The organism is Rhizobium sp. 11_C7_N12_5, assembly GCF_051811145.1.
Classification (GTDB): Bacteria; Pseudomonadota; Alphaproteobacteria; order Rhizobiales; family Rhizobiaceae; genus Rhizobium; species Rhizobium lusitanum.
In genome coordinates, this window is record NZ_JBPWPY010000001.1 from 2,782,754 (window position 1) to 2,805,064 (window position 22,311).

The window sequence follows — 22,311 nt, forward strand, 5'->3', positions numbered from 1 at the left end:
CCGCTACACGCGCAGACCCATCTCCCGGCGCGAGATCAGCTTGTGCAGATGCACCATCATGCCAGCTGCAAATAGCGGCGTCAGCAGATTGAGAAGGGGGATGGCGAGGAAAGCGGCGATCGCGAGGCCGGCGAGGAACACCGTGAAGGCGTGCTTGACACGGAACTGCCGCGCCTCTTCCGGCGAACGAAACCGCATTGCGGCGAATTCGAAGAATTCCCGGCCGAGCAGATAGCCGTTCACCAGAAAGAAGGCGATCAGATTGACGCCCGGAATGAACAGCAGGAACAGCGCCACGATATTGCCGACGATGACCACGCCCAGAAACCGCACCGAGCTCTTCATCGCTGCTGCGAACGGCATGGCCTTTCCCGGTGGATCGGAAGGATAGTCGCGCCTTTCCACGACCTCGGCCACATCGTCCAGAAACAAGCCGGCAATCAATGCCGTCACTGGCGAGATCAGCAACGCCATTGCGAGCGCCAGCGCGATGCCGGCCAGAATGGCGAGGAAGAATGTAAGCCAACTCGTCCAATCCGAAGTGGACGGCATGAAACCCTGCAGCCAGGGTAGAGCGAAAGAATTGAACACGCCGCGCAGCAGGAACCAGAACGCGGCTAGCGCCAGCAAGGTCAGGCCAAGAACCTTCCAGAAGACGTTGCGCGTTTCCGGTGCAAAGAGGTTTGCCAGGGAAAGGCGCACAGCAAGAACAATCATTCGGTCGACATCTCCTGGTTGGTGAACCGACACCTAGGTATCGGCGACGCCGATATCAATATCTCCGCCGATATACGAATACGCTCAATTAAAAATTTGCATTGTTGTAATAAAGTTTAAGCTAATATATTCTGCGAGCCATATTAAGAACAACAACCAAAACAAGATCGGCGGCTTTGTGAAATCTGCGCGCCCGATTGTTCCAGCAGTTGGTGCGACCAGACATCGGAAAGACCGTCAGCGAGGCGCAAAATTTGGAAGACCTTAGCCAGAAACTTAGGGAATATATAAAGGTTGGCACACCGGCCGAGCGACGTATTGCCAAGTATTTCTCTGAGCACCTGAATGAACTGCCCTTCGAGACGGCCTCCTCCGTGGCCGATAGACTGGAATTGAGCCCGATGACAGTTGGGCGTTTCCTGCGATCTCTCGGCTATCACGGACTGGATGGAATAAAGGTCCATCTGAAAGACAACCTGGCCCCGGTTACGTTACACTTGCCTAACATTCTGGAGCAGCTTCAGAAGGACGCCAGCGAGGGTCGCCCGCTCGCAACCCAGATCGCCGAACAGGTCGAGATGCTGCAGCATATCTACAATCTCGCCAACCAGCCGCAATGGCTGGAAGCGGTGACAACGATCCTTTCATCCGGGAATGTCTTCATCACCGCCCATCCCAGCCTCGCAGGTCTCGGGCGCCGTTTCTGCGACCGCCTGACATTTGCCCGCGATCATGTGCTCTTCCTCGACGGGGCCAACGGCAGCTATGTCGAGCTGCTGGGCGGGCAGTCCCAAGACGAGCTGCTCATCGTCATCGATTCGCCGCGCTTCGTCGCATCGCGGCTGTTGGCACGTTCCGCTCGTCGCGCCGGACACAAGGTGTTGCTGGCAACCGGCCAATTCACGGAATGGGCGCATGAATTCGCAAACATCACGCTTTCGCTGCCGCCTCAACGGGCCAATAGCCGCGAGAATCTCTCGGCCATGATGTCGCTGCTGGAATTCCTGGCCATAGCCGTCATCCAAGCCGCCGGCGAAACCGCGGAAACCAGAATTCGCCGGATCGAAGAGCTGCAAGGCATGTTTGCCTATGCACCGCTGCGGTAGCGGACGCCCTCGCGGCAAGCCGACCCGCCTATTCCATCGCGTCCAGTTCGGCCCGATGCCGATACATGGCAAGGAAGCGCCTGTATTCGCGATCGTAAAGCGCCTTCTTGCCGGTGTCAGGCAGACGTTCGTAACCGCCCGGATACATAGCGGCGCCAGCAACAGCCAGGCTTTCATGAAGACCACAGGAAACGGAAGCGGCGATTGCGGTCCCGAGCAGCACCGCCTCGTTCATTTTTGGAACGACGACCCTGCAGCCGGTGACGTCGGAATAGAGCTCCATGAGCACCGAGTTCTTCACATGGCCGCCTGCGACATGCAGCGTGTCATGCACGTAGCCATAGTCGCGCATCCTGTCGAGGATATGGCGGATACCGAGCGCTATGCCGATGCTGGTACGCCAATAGAGCCGGCAAAGGCCATCGAAGGAGGCGTCAAGCGTCATACCGCTGATAACGCCCATCGCGTGCGGATCGGCTAGCGGTGACCGATTGCCATGAAAATCGGGTAGCACATGGATGCGCCCGCCGAGGGATTCGCCCTCGGCAAGCCGAAGCTCCGCGATCCTCTTGACGATACGGTCATGCAATGCCGCCGTCGGCTGGCCGCCCGCCGCGTGCATGCTGACGATATGGTCGAGCAGCGCGCCCGTTGCCGATTGCCCGGCTTCGGCAAGCCACATGCCTGGAAAGACGGCCTCGTAATAAGGACCCCACATGCCGGTGCTACGCTTTCGTTCGCGCGCGAGGGAGACGATGCAGCTCGACGTTCCGGCGATGAGCGCCAGCTGGCGTTCCAGAGTGCCGGGATCCCCGGCATGCCCACTGAGCGCGCCGAGCGCACCCGCATAGGCGTCGATCATGCCGGCGCCAACATGGCAGGCGCGATCGAGCCCCAGCGCTTCGGCGGCCTCCGCCGTCAACGTTCCCATGCTCTTTCCGACGGGAACGCTCTCTTCGGGCAGGCCGCCGCGCTCGCGCAGGTCGCCGAGGCCGATCACGTTCAGGAAATCTGCCTGCCAGCCCGGTTGGCGATGGGCGAGATAGTTCCATTTCGCCACGAGCGTGCAGCGCGAGCGCGCTGGCGATCCCGTTGCCTTCCAGGTCATGAAATCCGCGAGATCGAAGAAATAGCCGGCCTGCACCCAGCTTTCCGGCAGGTTCTCTTTCAGCCACATCAGCTTCGGCATTTCCATTTCCGGCGACATGAACTCGCCGGAATAGTCGAGAACCTCGTGCCTCGTCGCCGTGCAGTAATCCGCTTCGGCAAGCGCCCGGTGATCGAGCCAGACGAGGGTATCGAAACGGGCCTCGCCTCCTGTGGAAACCGTCAACTGCCTGCCCTGCCTGTCGCGCACGACCAGCGAACAGGTAGCATCGAATCCGATCGCGCCGATAGCGGATGCATCGACACCGGAGACCTTCACCGCACTACGAACGGCCGCGCAGACGGCGGCCCAAATGTCCTCGGAATCATGCTCGGCGTGGTTTTCACGCGGGCGATTCATCAGGATCGGAAATTCGCTTTTTCCCAGCAGTGAGCCGTTCGCCGTGAAGACACCGGCGCGTGCGCTGCCTGTGCCGATATCGACCGCAACCACGTGATCACGCATGCAAAAGAGGTCCCGACCACTTATCTCTTGTTGCGGACAAGTTGTATCAAATCCGGCATCGCGTCAAACACGACTTCCGGAGAAAGCTGCTCCAGTTCCGCGCGATAACTTGGTGAATGAGCATGCGAACCACCGGTAAACGCGAAGACCGTCATGCCCGCCGCCCGCGCCGCCGTGATCCCCGCCGGACTGTCTTCGATGACGATGCAATCTCCTGGAGCGACCCCCATCCGTTTGGCGGCAAAGAGGAAAAGATCGGGTGCGGGCTTGCCCCGCTTGACCATGCTGGCGCTGAAGATGTTCGGCTCCAGCCGCTGCAAAAGGCCGGTCACCCCGAGCGAGAGCCGGATACGTTCCAGCTGGCTCGAAGACGCGACGCAACGGGGAAGCGTCAGTGCATCCAGCGTTGCCCCAATGCCGTCGATCGGCTTCAGCTCGTGCTTGAAGCGCTCGTAGAGATCGTTGCGGATGCGATCGAGGAAAATCTGGTCGATGAAAACGTCGAATTCCGTCTGCAGCGTGTCGACGAGCGTCGCGAGGCTCTTGCCGAGAAAGCGGCTGTAGACATCCTCCTCGCTCATATCCACACCGACATCGTGCATCGCCCGGATGAGCACGCTGACCGACAGCGGCTCGCTATCGACAAGCACGCCATCGCAATCGAAGATTACGAGTCCCTTCTTCGCATCGGTCATCGTAGATCCAACCCGAATTCTGTTGCTGTCCCGCCGACCCTAATATCGACATGACAATGAAAAACGGCCGGAGCAGGAGAACTCCGACCGTTCAAAAGTTATTCCGCGAGTTTGTTGTCCAGGTATAGCTGCAGGGTGACGCGGGTACCCTTTTCCCACAGCGTTTTTAGGGCATGCGCGAAGCGCTTGCGGAAGAGATCGGATTTGGCGACGGTTCCGAAGATATCGTCGAACACGAGGAAGGCATCCGGATCGTCCTTTGCCTTCAAAGCGGCTTCGTGCAGCCGGTCGGCGCTGGCATCGTTGAAGACGATGTCCTGGCCGCTGTCGGTCTTGCCGGCGAAATATCGGCACCACAGGGCGGAGACCAGCGCGAGACCGACGACATCCTCGCCGCGGGCGAGGCGGTCTGCCGTGGACGGCAGGATGAACTTCGGCTGGCGGTTGGAGCCGTCCTGCGCCAGACGCGGAATGGTGTCGGCGATCTTCGGATTGGAGAAGCGCCGCTCGATCAGCTTGAAGTAATCCGCGAGCACCGTGTTCGGCACCGGCGGAATGACGGGGATGATCTCGTCATTCTCGAGCTTGGCGAGATAGGCGCGGATCAACGGTTCCTCCATCGCCTCATGCACGAAATGCACGTCCATCAGTGCCGCCGGATAGGCGATGGCCGCATGACCGCCATTGAGGATGCGGATCTTCATGTGCTCATAGGGCGTGACATCCGGAACGAAGGTGACGCCGACCTTCTCAAGCGCCGGGCGGCCTGCCGGAAAATTGTCTTCCAGCACCCACTGCTTGAATTCCTCGCAATAGACGGGCCAATTGTCCTCAATATCGAAGACATCCTTGAGCAGATCGATCTCGCGCGTGCCGGTCGCCGGCGTGATGCGGTCGACCATGCCGTTCGGGAAGGCGACATTTTCGGCGATCCAGTCGGCAAAGGCCGGATCGGAAAGCCGCGCCGTACCGATGACGGCGGCTTTGGTGACGCCGCCATTATGGGGGATATTGTCGCAGGACATGACGGTGAACGGCTGCAGACCGGCAGCGCGGCGCGCCTTGAGGCCGGCGACAATAAGGCCGAACACTGTCTTAGGCGCATCCGGGTTCTGCCCGTCGGCGACGATCGCCGGATGGGCCGGATTGAACTTGCCCGAGGCATCGATGAAATAGCCGCCCTCGGTGATCGTCATCGAGACAATGCGGATGGGGGGATCGGCAAGCTTGGCGATGATCGTCTTGGCATCGCCGACCGGCAGGATGCCGATCATGGGCGCGGTGACGCGGGCAGCCGTGCGGTTGTTGTCCTGCTCGACGACGGTCGTCAGAAAGTCCTGGGCGGCGAGCTTCTCCCGCATGGCGGCATCGGACGGCAGCACGCCCGCGCCGACGATCGCCCAGTCATGGTCGTGGCCGGCGTTGAACAGGTCGTCGAGATAGATTGCCTGATGCGCGCGATGGAAATTACCGACACCGAAATGCACGATGCCCGCCGACAGCGACTTCGGATCATATGCGGGAATGGCGGCTGTTGCGGCCGCCTCCTGGAGAGTTGCGAGCGATAGTTTGCACGTCATGTCTCTAGTCCTTCTGGAAAGGTCTCTGGCTCCGGGCGGCTTGGGAGGACCGCTCCGGCTGGTATGCTTCCCGGCCCGCTGATATCGATGGATGCGGACCGGGACAGATTGCATTTGCCGAGCGCCTGCGGCGAGCACGGCGTTGGCGCGGGGCTCAGATCGACAATCCCTCGGCATTGAACCGGTGAATCTGCGACTTGTCCGGCGTCAGATAGACGGTATCTCCGGCGCGGGCCGGGAAATCGCCGGAACCGCGTGCCGTCATGACACCGATCCCGTCGACGTCGATATGCAGGAACGTGTCGGAACCAAGGTGCTCGGCGACGGTTACCTTGCCCTGCCAGTCGCCCGAGGTGGTCGACAGCAGGACATGCTCCGGCCGAACGCCGATCGTGTCGCCGCCAAGACTCTGCGCATAGGCGCCCTTGACGAAATTCATCTTCGGCGAGCCGATGAAGCCGGCGACGAAGAGATTGCGCGGTCTCTTATAGAGCTCCAGCGGCGAGCCCACCTGCTCGATGTTGCCGCGGTTGAGCACGACGATCTTGTCGGCCATGGTCATGGCTTCCACCTGATCGTGCGTCACATAGACCATCGTCGTCTTCAGCTGCTGATGCAGCTCGCTGATCTCGAGGCGCATGTTGACGCGCAGCGCCGCGTCCAGGTTCGACAAGGGTTCGTCGAACAGGAAGGCTGCCGGCTGGCGCACGATGGCCCGGCCGATGGCGACGCGCTGACGCTGGCCGCCAGAGAGCTGGCGAGGCTTTCGCTCCAGATAATCGGTCAGGTTGAGGACGCGTGCTGCGTCTGACACCTTCCTGTCGATCTCCGCCTGCGGCAGGTTCGCCATCTTCAGCGGAAAGGCGATGTTCTTGCGTACGCTCATATGGGGATAGAGCGCATAGGACTGGAACACCATGGCCAACCCTCGGTCGGACGGCTTCAGATTGGTGCCGTCCTTGCCGTCGATCAGGATCTGTCCGCCGGAGACGTCTTCGAGGCCGGCGATCAGACGCAGCAGCGTAGATTTGCCGCAACCCGACGGGCCGACGAACACCACGAACTCGCCATTGCTGATTTCGAGGTCGATGGAAGGGATGACCTTGGCTTCGCCAAAGACCTTAGAAACCTTCTTAAGGACAATGCTACCCATGTTTCTCTCCCTTACTTAACCGCGCCGAAGGTAAGGCCGCGAACGAGTTGTTTTTGACTAAACCAGCCGAGGATGAGGATCGGGGCGATCGCCATGGTCGATGCCGCCGAAAGCTTGGCATAGAACAGGCCCTCCGGGCTGGAATAGGAGGCGATGAAGGTGCTCAGCGGCGCCGCGTCGACGGCGGACAGGTTGAGCGTCCAGAAGGCTTCGTTCCAGGCGAGGATGATGTTGAGCAACATCGTCGAGGCAAGGCCGGGGATCGCCATCGGCGTCAGCACGTAGATGATCTCCTTTGCCAGCGTCGCGCCGTCCATGCGGGCGGCTTCGAGGATCTCGCCGGGGATCTCCTTGAAGTAGGTGTAGAGCATCCAGACGATGATCGGCAGATTGATCAGCATCAGCACGACCACCATACCCACCCGGCTGGCGAACTGATTGTTGAGCAGCCCGAAACCTTGGAACAGCAGATAGATCGGGATGAAGGCGCCGACCGGCGGCATCATCTTCGTCGACAGCATCCACATCAAAACGTCCTTGGTCCGCTTGGTCGGCGAAAATGCCATGGCCCAGGCGGCCGGAACGGCGACGATGAGGCCGAGGATCGTCGAGCCGAAGGCGATGATGACCGAGTTGCCGAAGTGGAGGAAGTAATCCGAGCGCGACTGCACCTCGAAATAATTCTCCAGCGTCCAGTGAAAGAAGAGGAACTGCGGCGGCGAGGCGATCGCGTCGCCTTCCGTCTTGAAGCTCGTCAGGATCGTCCACAGGATCGGGAAGAAGATGAGCAGGGCGACGATCCAGGCGACTACCGACATGAGCACCTTGCGTTGCGTAGTGACTTTGCGTGCCATCTTAAGCCTCCAGATTCTTGCCGACCGCGCGCATCAGGAAGATCGCGACGATATTGGCGAGGATGACTGCGATGATGCCGCCCGCCGATGCGCCGCCGACATCCTGGGACAGCACGATCTGCGAATAGACCAGATAGGTGAGATTGGTCGTCGCCGTGCCCGGGCCGCCATTGGTGGTGACGAGGATTTCGGCGAAGGCGGACAGAAGGAAGATCGTCTCGATCAGGATCACGACCGTAATGGCGCGGGCCAGATGCGGCAGGGTGATATAGATGAACTTCGAAACCGGGCCTGCGCCGTCCATTTCGGCGGCTTCCTTCTGCTCTTCGTCCAGCGACTGCAAAGCGGTGAGCAGGATGAGCGTGGCGAAGGGAAGCCACTGCCAGGCGACGATGATAATGACCGACAGCAGCGGAACCGTCTCCAGCCAGGTCAGCGGATCGAGCCCGAACAATCGGAAGAGATGCGCCAACAGCCCGTTCACCGGGTTCATGAACATATGCTTCCAGATGAGGGCGGCGACCGTCGGCATCACGAAGAAGGGCGCAAGCACCAGCATGCGCACGATGCCCTGGCCGAAGATCGGCTGATCAAGAAGGAGTGCCAGCGCTATGCCGCCGACCACGGTAATCAGCAACGCACCACCGACGAGCAACAGCGTCACGATCAACGAACTCAGGAAGGCCGGATCGCTTAAGAAGTATTCGAAGTTGAGCCAACCGACGAAGTCGTGCGCGCCGGGCGACAGGAGATTGTAATTCAGCGTCGAGAAATAGATCGTCATCACGAGCGGGACGATCATCCACGCAAAGAGGAGGAGAACCGATGGCGCCATCATGATGCGCGCGGTGGAACGGGTGTGCAACGTTGCCATGGCAAGTACCGACCTATCTTTTAAGCAGGGAGAGGTGGCCGTGGACCGGCTGAAATAAAAAGGGCCGCCAAGGGCAATGCGGGCGCTCGGCGGCCTGGTGGAAAGCAATACCCGAGAGGAGCACTGCTTTCCATACCTTCAACAGCTTCTATTTCGGATAACCAGCCTTCGTCATTTCGCGGCTGGTCAGCTGCTGTGCGGCCTTGAGAGCCTGATCCACGGAGATCTGGCCGGCAAGGGCTGCGGAGAACTGCTGGCCGACGGCCGTGCCGATGCCCTGGAATTCGGGGATCGCCACGAACTGGACGCCGACATAGGGAACCGGCTTGACGGTCGGATGCGTCGGATCAGCAGAGTTGATCGAGTCGAGCGTCATCTTCGCGAAAGGCGCAGCCTTCTGGTAATCCGCACTCGCATAGAGCGACGTACGGGTGCCAGGAGGTGCATTCAGCCAACCTTCCTTCTGGGCGACAAGGTTGGTGTAATCCTTGCTGGTTGCCCAGGCGATGAACTTCTCGGCGGCCTCGGTCTTCTTCGAAGAGGCCGGGATGGCGAGGTTCCATGCCCAGAGCCAGTTGCCACGCTTGCCGAGACCCTTGTCCGGAGCCAGCGCGAAGCCGACCTTGTCTGCCACCTTCGACTGCTTCGGGTCGGAAACGAACGAAGCGGCAACCGTCGCGTCGATCCACATGCCGCACTTTCCGGTCTGGAAGAGCGACAGGTTTTCGTTGAAGCCGTTCGACGATGCGCCCGGAGGGCCGGCGTCCTTCATCAGCTTGACGTAGAAGTCGAGCGTGTTCTTCCACTCCGGCTGATCGAACTGCGGCTTCCACTTCTCGTCGAACCAGCGCGCGCCGAACGAATTCGACATCGCCGTCAGGAACGCCATGTTCTCGCCCCAGCCGGCCTTGCCGCGGAGGCAGATGCCGTAGACTTCATGATCCTTGTCGGTGATCTTGCGGGCAGCATCGGCGATGAAATCCCAGGTCGGCGCATCCGGCATCTTCAGGCCGGCCTTGTCGAACAGGTCCTTGCGGTACATCACCATCGAGCTTTCGCCATAGAACGGCGCAGCGTAAAGCTTGCCGTCCGTGGTCAGGCCGCTGCGAATGGCCGGGAGCAGGTCATTCACATCATAGTTCTTGTCGCCGGAGAGCTTGTCGAGCGGGGCGAGCCAGCCGAGTTTGCTCCAGATCGGCACTTCATAGGTGCCGATCGTCAGAACGTCGTATTGGCCCGCCTTGGTGGCGATGTCGGTCGTAACCTTCTGGCGCAATACGTTTTCTTCAAGGGTGACCCATTGCAGGTCGATATCGGGGTTCTTGGCTTTGAAATCGTCCGTAAGCTTCTGCATACGGACCATGTCGCCATTGTTGACTGTCGCAATTGTAAGGGTTTCAGCAGACGCCAAGCCGGCAAACATCAGGACCGAGCAGGCGCTCAGCAATATGGTTTTCAATTTCATATCTTCCTCCCAGAAGATTAAAAATGAGCATTCGCTTTGCTCGTGGGCAATTACTCACCCCTTGCGACAAAATGTCAATGCGAATTCGTTGCTGCATTGCCGTGCAGACAACCTATCTATTTGTTTTCATGGAATATATTTTTTGCTCACGCCCTGAGCAAAAATTCGGCAACAGCCTCATCGGTAATCAAACCGTTGATTTGGCGGCCGACGACGGCCGCTTTGATCGCCTCGAACTTGCGTCTTCCCTTGGCGATTCCAATGACGGAAGAGGTGTCGCGCGACGGCAGGGGCGCGCTTGCGACGCGATCGTTGACGTCATCAGGCATCAGCTTCCCCTCGCCATCGAAGACCCAGCCGCAGATCTCGCCGGCAGCGCCGCGCTTCATCAGCGCCAGCATCTCATCCTTCTCGAGAAAGCCGTCGAGGCAAAGGGGCGCCTCGATGCCCATCTCGCCGATACCGACGAAGGTCACGTCGGCCTGCGCGCTGATATCGAGCGTCGAACGCACCAGCGCCTGCGCATGCAGCAGCTCGCGCTCCCCGGCGGAGGACACGAGCACCGGCAGCGGCATCGGAAAGTGCCGCGCCTTGATGACGTCGGCCATGCTGAAGATGACGTTGTAATAGGCAGCCGAGCCGTCCGGGCCGATATTGCCCGTCAGCGACACCACGCGATGCTGCAGACATTCGATGGCAGGCAATTGATCGACCGCGGCCTTCAGCGTGCGGCCGGTACCGATCGCCAGCACGATCGGATCGCTGCGCCGCAGCCAGCGCTCGATCTCGGCGGCGCCCGCCTGGGCGATGCCGATAGTGGAAGACGTGCCGTCGGGATCGCTCGGCACCACGTCGACATGCCGGAGATTGAATTTCTCGCGCAACGCGGCGGCATATTCCAGGCAGGCGGCGATCGGATGATCCAGCCGCACCTTGATCAGCCGTTCCGCGACAGCCAGCGACACCAGTCTCTGCGCCGATTGTCGGGAGATCCCCATGGCGACCGCAATCTCGTCCTGTGTCCGCCCGGCGACATAGTAGAGCCACCCGGCTCGCGCCGCGTCGTCAAGCCGCCCCTGGGAATCCAGCTTCTTCGCCATCGCATTCCTTTACCGAAACAGCGCTCTTGTCCGAGTATCGGATCACTCAGTTTCCGGCGGGATGACGCCCTTGGTCAAGGTGAAACAACCATAGAAGCGGCGTTCGCCGGTCTGAACAACGCAATAGGCATTCTTTGCACGCTCGTAGAAAGCGAAGCGCTCGACAGGCGACAACGGCCAATGCTTGCCTTCGGCCTTGTCGATCGCCGCCTGCACCTCGTGCTGGACCTGCGGCACCTCGTCGGGTGCGCCGACCACTTCCATGCGCGTCGCCGCATCATCGATGAACGTATCGAGCGGCATCAGGGACAGCAGCGCTGCAACCGCGTCGGCGGCCGAGACATTGTCGATGCGCAGGAGATGGCCCAACGTCGTTTGCTGAGCGATGGCTTCGGCGGGAAAATTGGTGTCGACAACGACCAGCATGTCCCCGTGCCCCATCGACTTCAACGCATACAGCACGTCCGCATTTAACAGCGGCGAAATTCCCTTCAGCATGATCGAGCATCCTTTGATTGCCAGTGGCGGCTCTCCCGCGGCCGCCTCGTTCTCCGGGGCAAAGAAGTAACTACGGCGTTCCTATCTGTCCATAGGCACCGGGAACGTTTTCGGAAGGAAATCAGGCTATGAATACGCTCATCTCAGCACGGCTTATTTCGGCCGTTATTGACCCGATACGTTCACCGGCATTAACTGAGGTCCGGTCAGTAGCTGAGAGGCACAGGTGCGAATTCTTCTGGTGGAAGACGATGATACGATCGGCAGCGCGGTTCGCGATCATATCGCGGCAGGTCCCCATGCCGTCGACTGGGTTAAAAACCTGGCCGATGCCGAAGAGGTCACCAACGCCGTGCAATACGGCCTCATCCTGCTCGACCTGCAACTTCCGGATGGCAGCGGCGTCGATTTTCTGAAAAGACTGCGCCGCAGACCGGATGAAACCCCGGTCATGATCCTCACCGCCCGCGACCAGATCTCCGATCGCATCGAAGGCCTGAACAGCGGCGCGGACGACTACCTCGTCAAGCCGTTCAATCTGGGCGAACTCACCGCCCGCATCCTGGCGGTCGCCCGCCGTTATACCGGCAGTCCACAACCGACCATTCGGTTCGCCGATCTCGAAATCGATCAGCCGCAGCGGCGCGTCCGGCTTGACGGCAGGGACATCGTTCTCACCGGACGCGAATGGGCCGTGCTCGATCTGCTTGTGGCACGACCGGGCGCCATCGTGTCGAAAGACAAGATAGAGGAAGCGCTTTACGCCTTCGGCTCCGAGATCGAGAGCAATACGGTCGAAGTCTATGTCAGCCGTCTGCGCAAGAAGATCGGCAGGGACCGCATTCGGACGGCCCGCGGCGTCGGCTATTGCCTGGGCGACCGATGACTGAGCGCACGGGGCCTAGCCGCGCCAGCATCACCAGGCGTCTCATCGCCGCGCTCACCGGCACGGTCGTGGTCTTCTGGCTGATTGCGGTCGGCATCGGCGTCTATGTGGTCAACAAGGAACTCTCGGAGACCTTTGACGGGGCGTTGCAGGAAACCGCCGAGCGGCTGATGCCGCTGGTACTCGACGATCTTGCCAATCGCGATCCCTCTAGCGATCCGCAAAGCCTCAAGGAACTCAACAAGGGGCTGAACCGCGAATATCTGACCTATCAGGTACTCGACGGAAACGGCAAGGTCATCCTCCATTCGCACGACGCGCCGGCCACGGTCTACGACGTGCCGTTGAAGATCGGTTTCCACAATACGCCGCGATATCGCATCTACACGGAATCATCCCAGGACGGCTCGGTCTTCCTGCATGTCGCCGATGCCTTCAAGAATCGCCGGGAAGCCTCGCGGGAAAGCGGCGTCGCGCTGCTCTGGCCTTTGCTGGCCCTCATCCCCGCCAGCATCATTGCCATCGGCTTCGTCGTCGGCCGCTCCCTGCGGCCGATCGACCGGTTGAGATCGCAGATCGCCACCAAGGACAGCGGCAATATGGCGCCGTTGGATAGCGACGTGCTGCCGCGCGAACTCCAGCCGATCGCCCGCTCCGTCAATCTGCTGCTCGATCGTCTGCGGCTCGCCCTCGAGGCCGAGCGCGAATTCACCGCCAACAGCGCCCATGAACTGCGCACGCCGATCGCGGGCGCTCTCGCGCAGACCCAACGCCTGCTCGCCGAACTGCCGCAAGGCCAGTTGACGGAACGCGCCAGCCGCATCGAGACCTCGCTGTCCAACCTCGCCCGGCTGGCGGAAAAGCTGCTCCAGCTCTCCCGCGCTCAGGCCGGTATCGGCGCGGGCGACAAGCCCGCCGATCTGATTGCGGTCATCGAAAGCGTTATCGGCGACTACGACCGCGACACCGGCACCGCCGGCCGCGTCCTATTGGAGACCGGAGCCAAGGAAAAACTGATCCGAAACGTCGATATCGATGCCTTCGCCATCGTCATGCGCAATCTGATCGAAAACGCGTTGATCCACGGCCCGGTCGACGACGAAGTAACCATCAGCGTCGACGGTGGCACGGTCCGCGTCGTCAACGCTGGCGATGTGCTTTCGCAGGAAGAGCTGGCCGGCCTGAAGAAACGCTTCTGGCGCGGCAAGACGAAGGCCACCGGTTCGGGCCTCGGGCTTTCCATTGTCGAACGCATCGTCGAGCAGATCGGCGGACGCATCGAACTGCTGTCGCCCGCCACGGGCAGAGCTGATGGTTTCGAGGCCAGGATCACGCTGCCTGCCGGCTGACCGCTTCGCAGCCCGGCACGGATTGATCTTGCAAACACCGGCAAAGGGTGCGAGCAAGTGCCGCATGTTTCCTGCAGGTCGGTATTCATGATCGTTTCCTTCGACATCGGCGGTAGCGCCATCAAAGGCGGCATTGCCCGCTCCATGACGGATATTATACCGCTGGCGCGGCGCCCCACTCCCAAGCACGACTTCGCCGAATTCGTGGGTGTTCTGCGCGCCGTCATCGCCGAAGCAGGCGAGAAGCCGGATTGCCTCTCCTTTTCCATTGCCGGCGTGGTGGACCCCGATACCCAGGCACTCACCTGCGCCAACATTCCCTGCATCCATGGTCGACGCCTGGCAGCAGACCTGGAGGCCGAACTAGGCCATCCCGTCCTGATCGCCAACGATGCCGATTGCTTCGCCATGGCGGAAGCCATGTCGGGCGCCGGCCGCGGTCATCGCATCGTGTTCGGCGCCATTCTCGGCACCGGCGTCGGCGGTGGTCTGGTGGCCGACGGCCGTCTCGTCAACGCTGCCGGCGGCTTTGCCGGCGAATGGGGCCACGGACCCATCATCGCGTCCCATGCCGGCGATCCGCAGGTCGCCATCCCGGCCTATCCCTGCGGCTGCGGCCAGAAGGGCTGTGTCGATACCGTCGGCGGCGCCCGCGGCATCGAACGCCTGCACAAGACGCTGCACGGGCTGGAATTGACCAGTGAAGAAATCATCGACCATTGGCTGAAGGACGACGTGCAGGCACGGCGCACGATCGACGTCATGATCGACCTGGTCGCCTCGCCGCTCGCGCTGACGGTCAACATAACAGGCGCGACCGTCGTTCCGGTCGGCGGCGGTCTCTCCAATGTCGAACCGCTGCTGGCGCGGCTGGACGAGGCGGTGCGCGCCCGAATCCTGCGCAAGTTCGGTCGCCCACTGGTGGTGCCCAGCCAATGCAAGCTCGAGCCCGGGCTCATCGGCGCTGCCCTGCTGGGGCTGCAATATGCCGGAGAGCGCGACCATGCTGCTTGAGGTCTGCGTCGAGGACATTGCCGGCCTCATGGCAGCCGTCGAGGGGGGCGGCGATCGCATCGAGCTTTGCAGCGCACTCGCCGTCGGCGGCTTGACGCCGAGCGCCGGCCTTATGGCAGCCGCGGCCAGCATGCCCGTTCCCGCCTATGCCATCATCCGCCCGCGCGCCGGCAGCTTCGTCTATTCGGCCGACGAACTCGCCATCATGAAGCGCGATATCGATGCGGCCCGGCATACGGGCCTCGCGGGCGTCGTGCTCGGCGCATCGCTGCCGGATGGACGGCTGGATTTCGATGCGCTGGCGGCGCTCGCCGCCCATGCCGAAGGTCTCGGCACGACGCTGCATCGCGCGTTCGATCTGGTCCCCGATATAGGGGAGGCCGTGGAAGTGGCCGTTTCCCTCGGCTTCGAACGCATCCTCACATCGGGAGGCGCAAAGACTGCCGCAGAAGGGGTCGCCGCTCTGGAGCAGGCGATCACTATTGCCGCCGGCCGCATCTCCATCATGCCCGGCTCGGGCGTCAACATCGCGACGATCGGTCAATTGTGGCCACGATTGCCGATCAGCGAAGTGCACTCCTCCTGCGCCGTCACCACGGCCGAGACGGACGAACACCTGCTTACCCTCGGATTCTCGGCGGTATCCGCACGCCACACCGATGCGGCGACCGTCAGGGCGCTCAAGGCCTACTTCGCCTGAGCAACGTCATGAATTGACAAAGAAACATTAGAATGATCAATCGTTCATAAACGCATATGCTGTAGCGATGGACGGGCTGCGCAACAGACAGTTATTGCAGCAAGGCAGATTTCCTCGGGAGTAGCTGTAGATCTGAATCATGTCGGTGGCGCCACCTAGCAAGAAAAGCATGGCTGTCTTCTGGATTGCGGCGATCATTATCGGCTCGATCATCTTGGCGACTGCGTTGCTTGCCAACGACATGCGTAACCTGCGGGCGCTGGACAGCCGCTATCACCTGAACCTGTTTTCCCGACCGGCACAACAGGCCGCAATGTCACCGGCAAAAGCCGCCAGGGTCAAGACTCCGCCGCCTGCCGGAGCTGCCCCGAACAATACGGTTGGAAATGCTGCGACTGTTGTAGCTGGCACAGCGGCACATGCCCCCGCGACACCGGCCAAGGCGGCGGCGGCCAAACCGCCACATACCAAAACATCCCACTTGTTTGACGCCCCCGTCGACGCTCTGCTGAGCGCCTTCGTACGAAACTGGCGGATATCGGGCCAGACGCTCTGCGCCGATCTGGCAAAATTCGGCCTGCCCGTGGGTGAATGGCGGCAAAGTGAATTGGGCACCGGCACATCCGAATGCAGCTATGCCGTCCAGAAGGGCGCCTATGGCAACGCGAACGCGGCATCTTTCTTCATCATCGCCCGCGGCAAGCCGACCGGCGAACTCGACACTATCCGCATCAAAGTGATCATGCCCGATAATCCCGATGGCAAGGCTATCGGCGGCATCTTCGTCGACGCCGTCGTGCTGCTGCTGAACGAGACACACTGGCTGGACTTTCAGACGGCGCTGGATGCGATCGGCAAACTGCAGGACGTGACGCTGCAAGCCTTCGGCGCCAAGCTCAGCTTCTTCAAGGAATTCCGGGGCAACAACAGTTTCAATCTTCAGCTGGAATTGCGCAGAACCGCGCCCGAGCAGATCCGGACGGCCATCGTCTTCGACAAGGCGCGCTGGACGCTGCCCTCCCCCTTATCGATCAACTAAAGCAATTCGAGGAAAAGTGCGTAGCGGTTTTCCGTCCGGAATTGCGCAAAAACAATAGCATAGAGCGGCTAGAGCAGATCTTGTTCATTCCGGGTCATATCCAGCGGCCCTGAAGTAGTTTGCGCATTCCGCCGGAGTGAAGCGGGGTAGCAGAGCGCCGACTGCGTCCCACAGGGCGTCGATCTTTCGCTCTGCCCGGCCTCGCAACATGGCTTTCAGTTTGGAGAATGCGTTCTCGATGGGGTTAAAGTCTGGGCTATACGGCGGCAGGAACATGAGTTTGGCGCCGGCGCGCTCGATGGCATCGCGCACGCCGGATGTCTTGTGGGCCGGCAAGTTGTCCATGACGACAACGTCCCCCACCCGCAGGGTCGGCAGCAACACCTGCTCGACATAAGCCAGGAAGACGTTACCGTTCATCGCTCCATCGTAGACAAACGGCGCAGTCATTCCGGTGAGGCGCAACGCGCCGGTAAATGTCGTTGTTTTCCAATGGCCGTGCGGAACACCGGCTCGGCAACGCTCGCCTCGAAGCGCACGCCCGCGTAGACGGGCCATCTTCGTCGAGAGGCCGGTTTCATCTATAAATATCAGTCGGTCAGGATCGAGATCGAGCTGGTTATCAAACCAGCTACGTCGGCGCTTCAGGACATCCGACCGGTCTTGCTCCAGTGCATGTGCGGTCTTTTTTTAAACGTCCATCCGTGGCCTCGCAGCCATGCGCCGAGTGCACTCCGGCTGATGCTCACCTGCCGCTCAACAGACAAGCGCTCGACCATTTCATCAAGCGTAACATCCTTGCGCTCTTCGATCAGCTCGACAACGAATGCCTCGTGTGCGTCGAGAGCCGAGGGGCGTTTCCAACCTTGTGGGCGGGAGGTCGCCTCGCCCTCTTTTGCTCTTGCAATCCACCGGATCGCCGTCGAAATTCCCACTCCGAACCGGGCTGCGGCTTGCCGTGCTGACATGCCCGCCGCAGACGCTTTCAATACGCGTAACCGAAGATCATCGCTCAGTGCTTGTGCCATCATCCACCTCTTTGCTGTGGATGTTGAATCAGCTTCGCCGCGCCGCGTCACCTCACAATCGATTCATCGATCGCAGGACCTGCTCTAGGCGATTCCGCGAAACGCGTTACCGCTCCAGGCGATCGGGCAAATACCGGATGACGATCGAGCCTTCGGTCTGTCCGGTTTTTGTTGCGCCGCGCCATGGATGGTGGTCATATGAGGACGATTCCGAAGGTCGGCGGATCACCGGCCGCAAGCAACATGATTCCCGAGAGCACGAAGCGGTTTCCGAAGGGATTCATGCCTATCATAAACACTCCGGATCCCCCTCCGGCGGTGGAAAGCTAATACATCCCATGGATTCGACGGACCCCAATCCGCAGGGCCAGACTTTCGCGGTCGAACGCAACCCTCGCCTCCGCTACATCATACCAGCCGTGGTCGCTGTCGCCTTCCTGATGGAACAGCTCGATTCGACCATTCTCATCACCGCCGTTCCGGATATCGCCAAAAGCCTCGGCACCACTCCGGTGCGCATGAACCTCGCGGTGACAACCTATATCCTGACGCTTGCCATGTTCATCCCGGTGAGCGGCTGGTTCGCGGATCGCTTCGGTGCCCGTCGCATCTTTGCCCTGTCCCTCTTCATCTTCACCGCCGGCTCGATCCTGTGCGGCGTGGCAACGAGCCTGCCCATGCTGATCGCCATGCGCGCGCTTCAAGGTTTTGGCGGCGCGATGATGACGCCGGTCGGACGGCTCATCCTCATCCGCAGCTTTCCGCGCAGCCAGCTTGTGACCGCGATGACATATATGACCCTGCCTGCCGTCATCGGCCCGGTGATCGGTCCGGTGCTCGGCGGCTTCCTGACGACCTATCTTTCCTGGCGCTGGATATTCTGGGTGAACCTGCCCTTCGGCCTGATCGGCATATTTATGGCGCTGCGCTATGTCGAGGACACCACACGCGACAAGTCGATCAAGTTCGACTTTCCCGGCTTCATCATGGTCGGTGTCGGCTGCGTGCTGCTGCAATACGGTATCGAAAATATCGGCCGTCCCACAATTCCGCTCTGGGCCATCCTCCTCGTTCTTGCCGCCGCCGGTCTCCTGCTCGTCGGCTTCATCCGCTATGCGAGGACGGCTGTATCGCCGGCTGTGGATCTCACGTTGTTCAAGCTGCGCACGTTCCGCGTCGGCACGCTTGCCGGCGGCATCTGTCGCGTCGGGCTGAACGGCGTTCCCTTCCTGTTGCCGCTGATGCTGCAGGTCGGCTTCGGCCTGAGCCCGATCGTGTCGGGCACGCTGACCTTCGTCAGTGCGCTGAGTGCGCTCGTCGTGCGGCCCGTTTCGGTGAAACTATTGAAGCTCTATGGCTTCGACCGCATCCTGACATGGAGCGCCGTTTTAGGCGCAGCCGTCGTTGCCGGTTTCGCCCTGATCACGCCCGAGACGCCGCACTGGTTCATCATTGTCTATGTCTTCGTCTTCGGGCTGGCGCGCGCGGCGCAATTCATGACCTCCAACACGCTGTCATATTCCGATACGCCGGCAGCCCAGCTTAGCCGCGCGACCAGCCTCGGCGGCGTCCTGCAGCAATTGAGCGTCAGTTTCGGCATTTCCGTTGCCGCCATGCTGCTCGGTCTGGTCACGCTGGATGGGTCTGCGCTGACGCCGGAGAAATTCCATCTGGTTTTCCTGCTGATGGCCGTGATCCCGCTGCTCGGCATACCCGGCTTCCTCAAGCTGCAGCCGGAAGATGGTGTGCAGGTGAGCGGCCATCACCGCCGACCTGAAAAGTCATCATAGAAGGTCTGCAGCTCTCACGCCGCGAGCACGGAAGAGCGCGGATGCACGAGGTGGTCGCGAAGCACCGTCCCGGCGCCATCGACTTCCTGCATCACCACATCATAACTCCACAGGTCGGCAAGATGCTGGAGCACCCGCTTGGCGTCCATATCGTCAAGCAGCGCGCCGTTCAGCACCGTGTGCCGGACGATCAACCGCCTGTCGCCGGCGAGATCGACATCGACGATCTCGATATGTGGATCGATCCAGCCGACGTCATATTGCCGCGCCAGTTCCCGGCGGATGCGCCGGTAGCCGCGCTCGTCATGGATCGCTGCCACCCTCAAACCCTCTTCCTCTTCGGGATCGTCGGTCAGGTGGAACATCCGCATCTTCCGCATCAGATGCGGGCTGAGGAATTGCGAGACGAAGCTCTCGTCACGATAATTGGCCCAGAGGTCGCGCAGCACTGCCATGGCATCGCCGGTGCCGGCGATTTCCGGGAACCACTGCCTGTCCTCCTCCTTCGGCTTCGTCACGATGCGCTCGAGGTCCTGCATCATGGCAAAACCGATCGCATAGGGGTTGAGGCCGGAATAGCGCTGATCGTTGAAGCTCGGCTGGAAAACCACGTTGGTATGGGATTTCAGGAATTCCAGGAAATCGCCGTCGCTGATACCGCCAAGCTCATGCAGCCGGGTCATGATGCGATAGTGCACATAGGTCGCGGTGCCCTCGTTCATCACCTTGGTCTGGCTCTGCGGGTAGAAATACTGGGCGACGTGGCGCACGATGCGGATGATCTCGCGCTGCCAAGGCTTCAGCCGCGGCGCCATTTTCTCCAGGAAGTAAAGAATGTTCTCCTGCGGCAGGCCCGCAAGCGAGCGCCGCCGCTCCAGATCGAGGTCGGGCATCTTCTTGCCTGGCCCGACCGGAATCGTGCGCCAGAGATCGTTGAAGATCCGCTCGTCATATTCGCGGCGTTCGCGCTCGCGCTTTTCCTCGTCGCGCAGGTCGGGCGTCTTCCTGCCGGCATAGCGATGGACGCCATGCGACATCAGCGCATGCGCGGCATCAAGCGTCCGCTCGACGGCGGCATGACCATAACGCTCCTCGCAACGCGCGACATAGCCCTTGGCGAAATTGAGATAGTCGAGAATGCCCTCGGCGTCGGTCCAAAGCTTGAACAGGTAGTTGTTCTTGAAGAAGTGGTTGTGGCCGAAGGCGGCATGCGCGATGACCAGCGCCTGCATCGTCGCCGTATTCTCCTCCATCAGGTAGGAGATGCATGGCGAGCTGTTGATGACGATCTCATAGGCGAGCCCGCGAAGACCCTTGCGATAGAAGGCCTCGTGATGGGCGAAATGCTTGCCGAAGGACCAGTGCTTGTAGAACAGCGGCATGCCGATCGAGGAATAGACGTCGAGCATCTGCTCGGCGGTGATGATCTCGATCTGGTTGGGGTAAACGTCGAGACCAAGTTCCTTGACGGCAATCTTCTCGCAGGCATCGTGGATTCGCTGAATGGTGGCGAAATCCCAGTCCGCACCTTCAAAAAGCCGTTCCATCGATGCTTTCGCCATCATCCACTCCTGGTTTCTGCCGTCCGACGCTGGAAGAGATCGTGGAAGACCGGATAGATCTGGCTACGATCATTCACGCGCCGCATCGAGAGCACCGGCCAGGCCGCCTGCAGCCGCTCGTAGAGCGACCAGATCGCCGAGCCCGACGAGATCGCGACGCTGCGTGATTCGCCCACTTCCAGATAGGCGAAATACTGGCAAACCGGCAGGATTTCGCCAGTCAGGAGCGCAGCGGTCGTCGCATTGTCTGAATAGGCGTTGTCGCCGTCCGATGCCTGCGCGGCATAGATATTCCAGTCCGATGGCGGGAAGCGATCGTGCACGATCCGCCGCATCGCTTCGAGCGCACTCGAAACCTGTGTGCCACCCGTCGCCGGACTGCGAAAGAACGTCTCCTCATCCACCTCCTCGGCCACGTCGGTATGCCGGATGAAGACGATCTCGACACGGCGATACTGCCGGGTGAGGAAGATGTAGAGCAGCATGTAGAAGCGCTTGGCGAGATCCTTCATGTGCTCGGACATCGAGCCGGATACGTCCATCAGGCAGAACATGACGGCCTGCGCCACCGGCTTCGGCTCGTTTTCGAAACGGCGATAGCGGATGTCGATCGGATCGATATAGGGAATGCGCCGAACCTTGGATTCCAGCAGCTTGATCTCAGCCTCGAGCTGGGCCCGACGCTTCTCGTCCTTGCACTCTTCTGCCTCTTCGATGAGCTTGGCGACCGTTTCCGGCTTCGGACGATGCAGGGCGACACGCCGCATCATCGCCAGCCGCATGGTGCGGTTGATCGCCAGATTGGCGGGCGATCCCGTCACCGAATAGCCTGATCGTACTGGATTGATCTGGTCTGTCGATATAAGCCGCCGCTTGGCGAGATCCGGCAGCTCGAGATCATCGAGGAAGAGATCGAGGAACTCATCGCGCGTCAGGATGAAGCGGAAGGCGTCCTCGCCGGTACCGTCGCCGCCGGCGCGCGGCTTGCCGCCGCCGCTTTCAGGACGCGGGATGATGTCGCCTTCCAGAAAGTCCTTGTTGCCGGGAAGAATATGCTCCCGCAGCCCTTCCGGGCCGCGATGGAACCGAGGTTCCTCGGTTCCATCCAGGGGAATGCTGATTTCGCCACCTTTCAGAATGTCCTGAATGTCGCGATTTTGAGAGGTTTCATAGACCGCTCTCTGCACCAGCGCTTTTGCTCTTCGCAAAAATCGTTGACGATTTTCTAAACTTTTGCCGCCTGGGTTCAGGCGTCGGTCAACAATGTGCATTCCTTCTTCCTTGGTGGC

Annotated in this window: 20 protein-coding genes; 7 read left to right on the top strand and 13 right to left on the bottom strand. The window is 60.7% G+C overall.

Annotated features, from left to right (window positions below; genetic code table 11):
• Positions 1-3: 3 nt before the first annotated feature.
• Positions 4-717: a sulfate transporter family protein gene (locus AB8B29_RS13705; RefSeq protein ID WP_113118567.1), complete on the bottom strand. Its 714-nt coding sequence runs from the start codon at positions 715-717 to the stop codon at positions 4-6.
• A 254-nt stretch (positions 718-971) separates the two neighbouring features.
• On the opposite strand from AB8B29_RS13705, the gene AB8B29_RS13710 reads away from it, so the two are divergent.
• Complete coding sequence (locus AB8B29_RS13710) at positions 972-1,823, top strand: MurR/RpiR family transcriptional regulator (RefSeq protein WP_113118572.1); 852 nt, start codon at positions 972-974, stop codon at positions 1,821-1,823.
• 28 nt (positions 1,824-1,851) lie between these two features.
• Here the strand turns inward: AB8B29_RS13710 and AB8B29_RS13715 are convergent, their stop codons facing one another.
• The 9 genes from AB8B29_RS13715 to AB8B29_RS13755 form a co-directional block, all read right to left on the bottom strand.
• Complete coding sequence (locus tag AB8B29_RS13715; protein WP_092573496.1) at positions 1,852-3,435, bottom strand: FGGY-family carbohydrate kinase; 1,584 nt, start codon at positions 3,433-3,435, stop codon at positions 1,852-1,854.
• A 20-nt stretch (positions 3,436-3,455) separates the two neighbouring features.
• Positions 3,456-4,130: an HAD family hydrolase gene (locus AB8B29_RS13720; RefSeq protein WP_037200077.1), complete on the bottom strand. Its 675-nt coding sequence runs from the start codon at positions 4,128-4,130 to the stop codon at positions 3,456-3,458.
• Between the two features lie 98 nt (positions 4,131-4,228).
• Positions 4,229-5,710, bottom strand: coding sequence for a mannitol dehydrogenase family protein (locus AB8B29_RS13725; protein ID WP_047555260.1), 1,482 nt, complete (start codon positions 5,708-5,710; stop codon positions 4,229-4,231).
• Positions 5,711-5,864: 154 nt separating this feature from the next.
• Positions 5,865-6,863, bottom strand: coding sequence for an ABC transporter ATP-binding protein (locus tag AB8B29_RS13730; RefSeq protein ID WP_037200074.1), 999 nt, complete (start codon positions 6,861-6,863; stop codon positions 5,865-5,867).
• An 11-nt stretch (positions 6,864-6,874) separates the two neighbouring features.
• A complete protein-coding gene (locus tag AB8B29_RS13735; RefSeq protein ID WP_037200073.1) occupies positions 6,875-7,717 on the bottom strand; it encodes a carbohydrate ABC transporter permease in 843 nt (280 codons plus the stop codon).
• A 1-nt stretch (position 7,718) separates the two neighbouring features.
• Complete coding sequence (locus AB8B29_RS13740) at positions 7,719-8,591, bottom strand: carbohydrate ABC transporter permease (RefSeq protein WP_037200071.1); 873 nt, start codon at positions 8,589-8,591, stop codon at positions 7,719-7,721.
• Between the two features lie 148 nt (positions 8,592-8,739).
• Positions 8,740-10,056, bottom strand: coding sequence for an ABC transporter substrate-binding protein (locus AB8B29_RS13745; RefSeq protein WP_047555259.1), 1,317 nt, complete (start codon positions 10,054-10,056; stop codon positions 8,740-8,742).
• Between the two features lie 146 nt (positions 10,057-10,202).
• On the bottom strand, positions 10,203-11,156 hold the full coding sequence (locus tag AB8B29_RS13750; protein WP_037200068.1) for a sugar-binding transcriptional regulator: 954 nt from the start codon (positions 11,154-11,156) through the stop codon (positions 10,203-10,205).
• Between the two features lie 42 nt (positions 11,157-11,198).
• A complete protein-coding gene (locus AB8B29_RS13755) occupies positions 11,199-11,654 on the bottom strand; it encodes an RbsD/FucU family protein (protein WP_037200067.1) in 456 nt (151 codons plus the stop codon).
• A 226-nt stretch (positions 11,655-11,880) separates the two neighbouring features.
• Between AB8B29_RS13755 and AB8B29_RS13760 the strand changes: the two genes are divergently transcribed.
• From AB8B29_RS13760 to AB8B29_RS13780, 5 genes are all read left to right on the top strand, one after another.
• A complete protein-coding gene (locus AB8B29_RS13760; protein ID WP_037200066.1) occupies positions 11,881-12,540 on the top strand; it encodes a response regulator in 660 nt (219 codons plus the stop codon).
• Positions 12,537-13,889 carry an ATP-binding protein gene (locus tag AB8B29_RS13765; protein ID WP_092573500.1) on the top strand — a complete coding sequence of 451 codons (1,353 nt, stop codon included), beginning with the start codon at positions 12,537-12,539 and terminating at the stop codon, positions 13,887-13,889. The genes AB8B29_RS13760 and AB8B29_RS13765 overlap by 4 nt, the downstream gene beginning before the upstream one ends.
• Before the next feature lie 87 nt (positions 13,890-13,976).
• A complete protein-coding gene (locus tag AB8B29_RS13770; protein WP_047639016.1) occupies positions 13,977-14,903 on the top strand; it encodes an ROK family protein in 927 nt (308 codons plus the stop codon).
• Positions 14,893-15,603 carry a copper homeostasis protein CutC gene (locus AB8B29_RS13775; RefSeq protein WP_047639037.1) on the top strand — a complete coding sequence of 237 codons (711 nt, stop codon included), beginning with the start codon at positions 14,893-14,895 and terminating at the stop codon, positions 15,601-15,603. The genes AB8B29_RS13770 and AB8B29_RS13775 overlap by 11 nt, the downstream gene beginning before the upstream one ends.
• 169 nt (positions 15,604-15,772) lie before the next feature.
• The gene (locus AB8B29_RS13780) at positions 15,773-16,642 is read left to right on the top strand and encodes a DUF6030 family protein (protein WP_244655184.1); all 870 of its coding nucleotides are present in this window, start codon (positions 15,773-15,775) and stop codon (positions 16,640-16,642) included.
• Positions 16,643-16,726: 84 nt separating this feature from the next.
• Here AB8B29_RS13780 and AB8B29_RS13785 read toward each other — a convergent pair.
• A protein-coding gene (locus tag AB8B29_RS13785) for an IS630 family transposase (protein WP_210250242.1) occupies positions 16,727-17,670 on the bottom strand; the annotation gives its coding sequence in 2 pieces (ribosomal slippage) (positions 16,727-17,334 and positions 17,334-17,670; 945 coding nt in all).
• A gap of 338 nt (positions 17,671-18,008) precedes the next feature.
• On the opposite strand from AB8B29_RS13785, the gene AB8B29_RS13790 reads away from it, so the two are divergent.
• On the top strand, positions 18,009-19,460 hold the full coding sequence (locus AB8B29_RS13790; RefSeq protein WP_113119063.1) for a DHA2 family efflux MFS transporter permease subunit: 1,452 nt from the start codon (positions 18,009-18,011) through the stop codon (positions 19,458-19,460).
• A gap of 14 nt (positions 19,461-19,474) precedes the next feature.
• Here the strand turns inward: AB8B29_RS13790 and AB8B29_RS13795 are convergent, their stop codons facing one another.
• Complete coding sequence (locus tag AB8B29_RS13795; protein WP_047555256.1) at positions 19,475-21,025, bottom strand: SpoVR family protein; 1,551 nt, start codon at positions 21,023-21,025, stop codon at positions 19,475-19,477.
• Positions 21,022-22,293 carry a YeaH/YhbH family protein gene (locus AB8B29_RS13800; protein ID WP_037200055.1) on the bottom strand — a complete coding sequence of 424 codons (1,272 nt, stop codon included), beginning with the start codon at positions 22,291-22,293 and terminating at the stop codon, positions 21,022-21,024. The genes AB8B29_RS13795 and AB8B29_RS13800 overlap by 4 nt, the downstream gene beginning before the upstream one ends.
• Between the last annotated feature and the right edge of the window lie 18 nt (positions 22,294-22,311).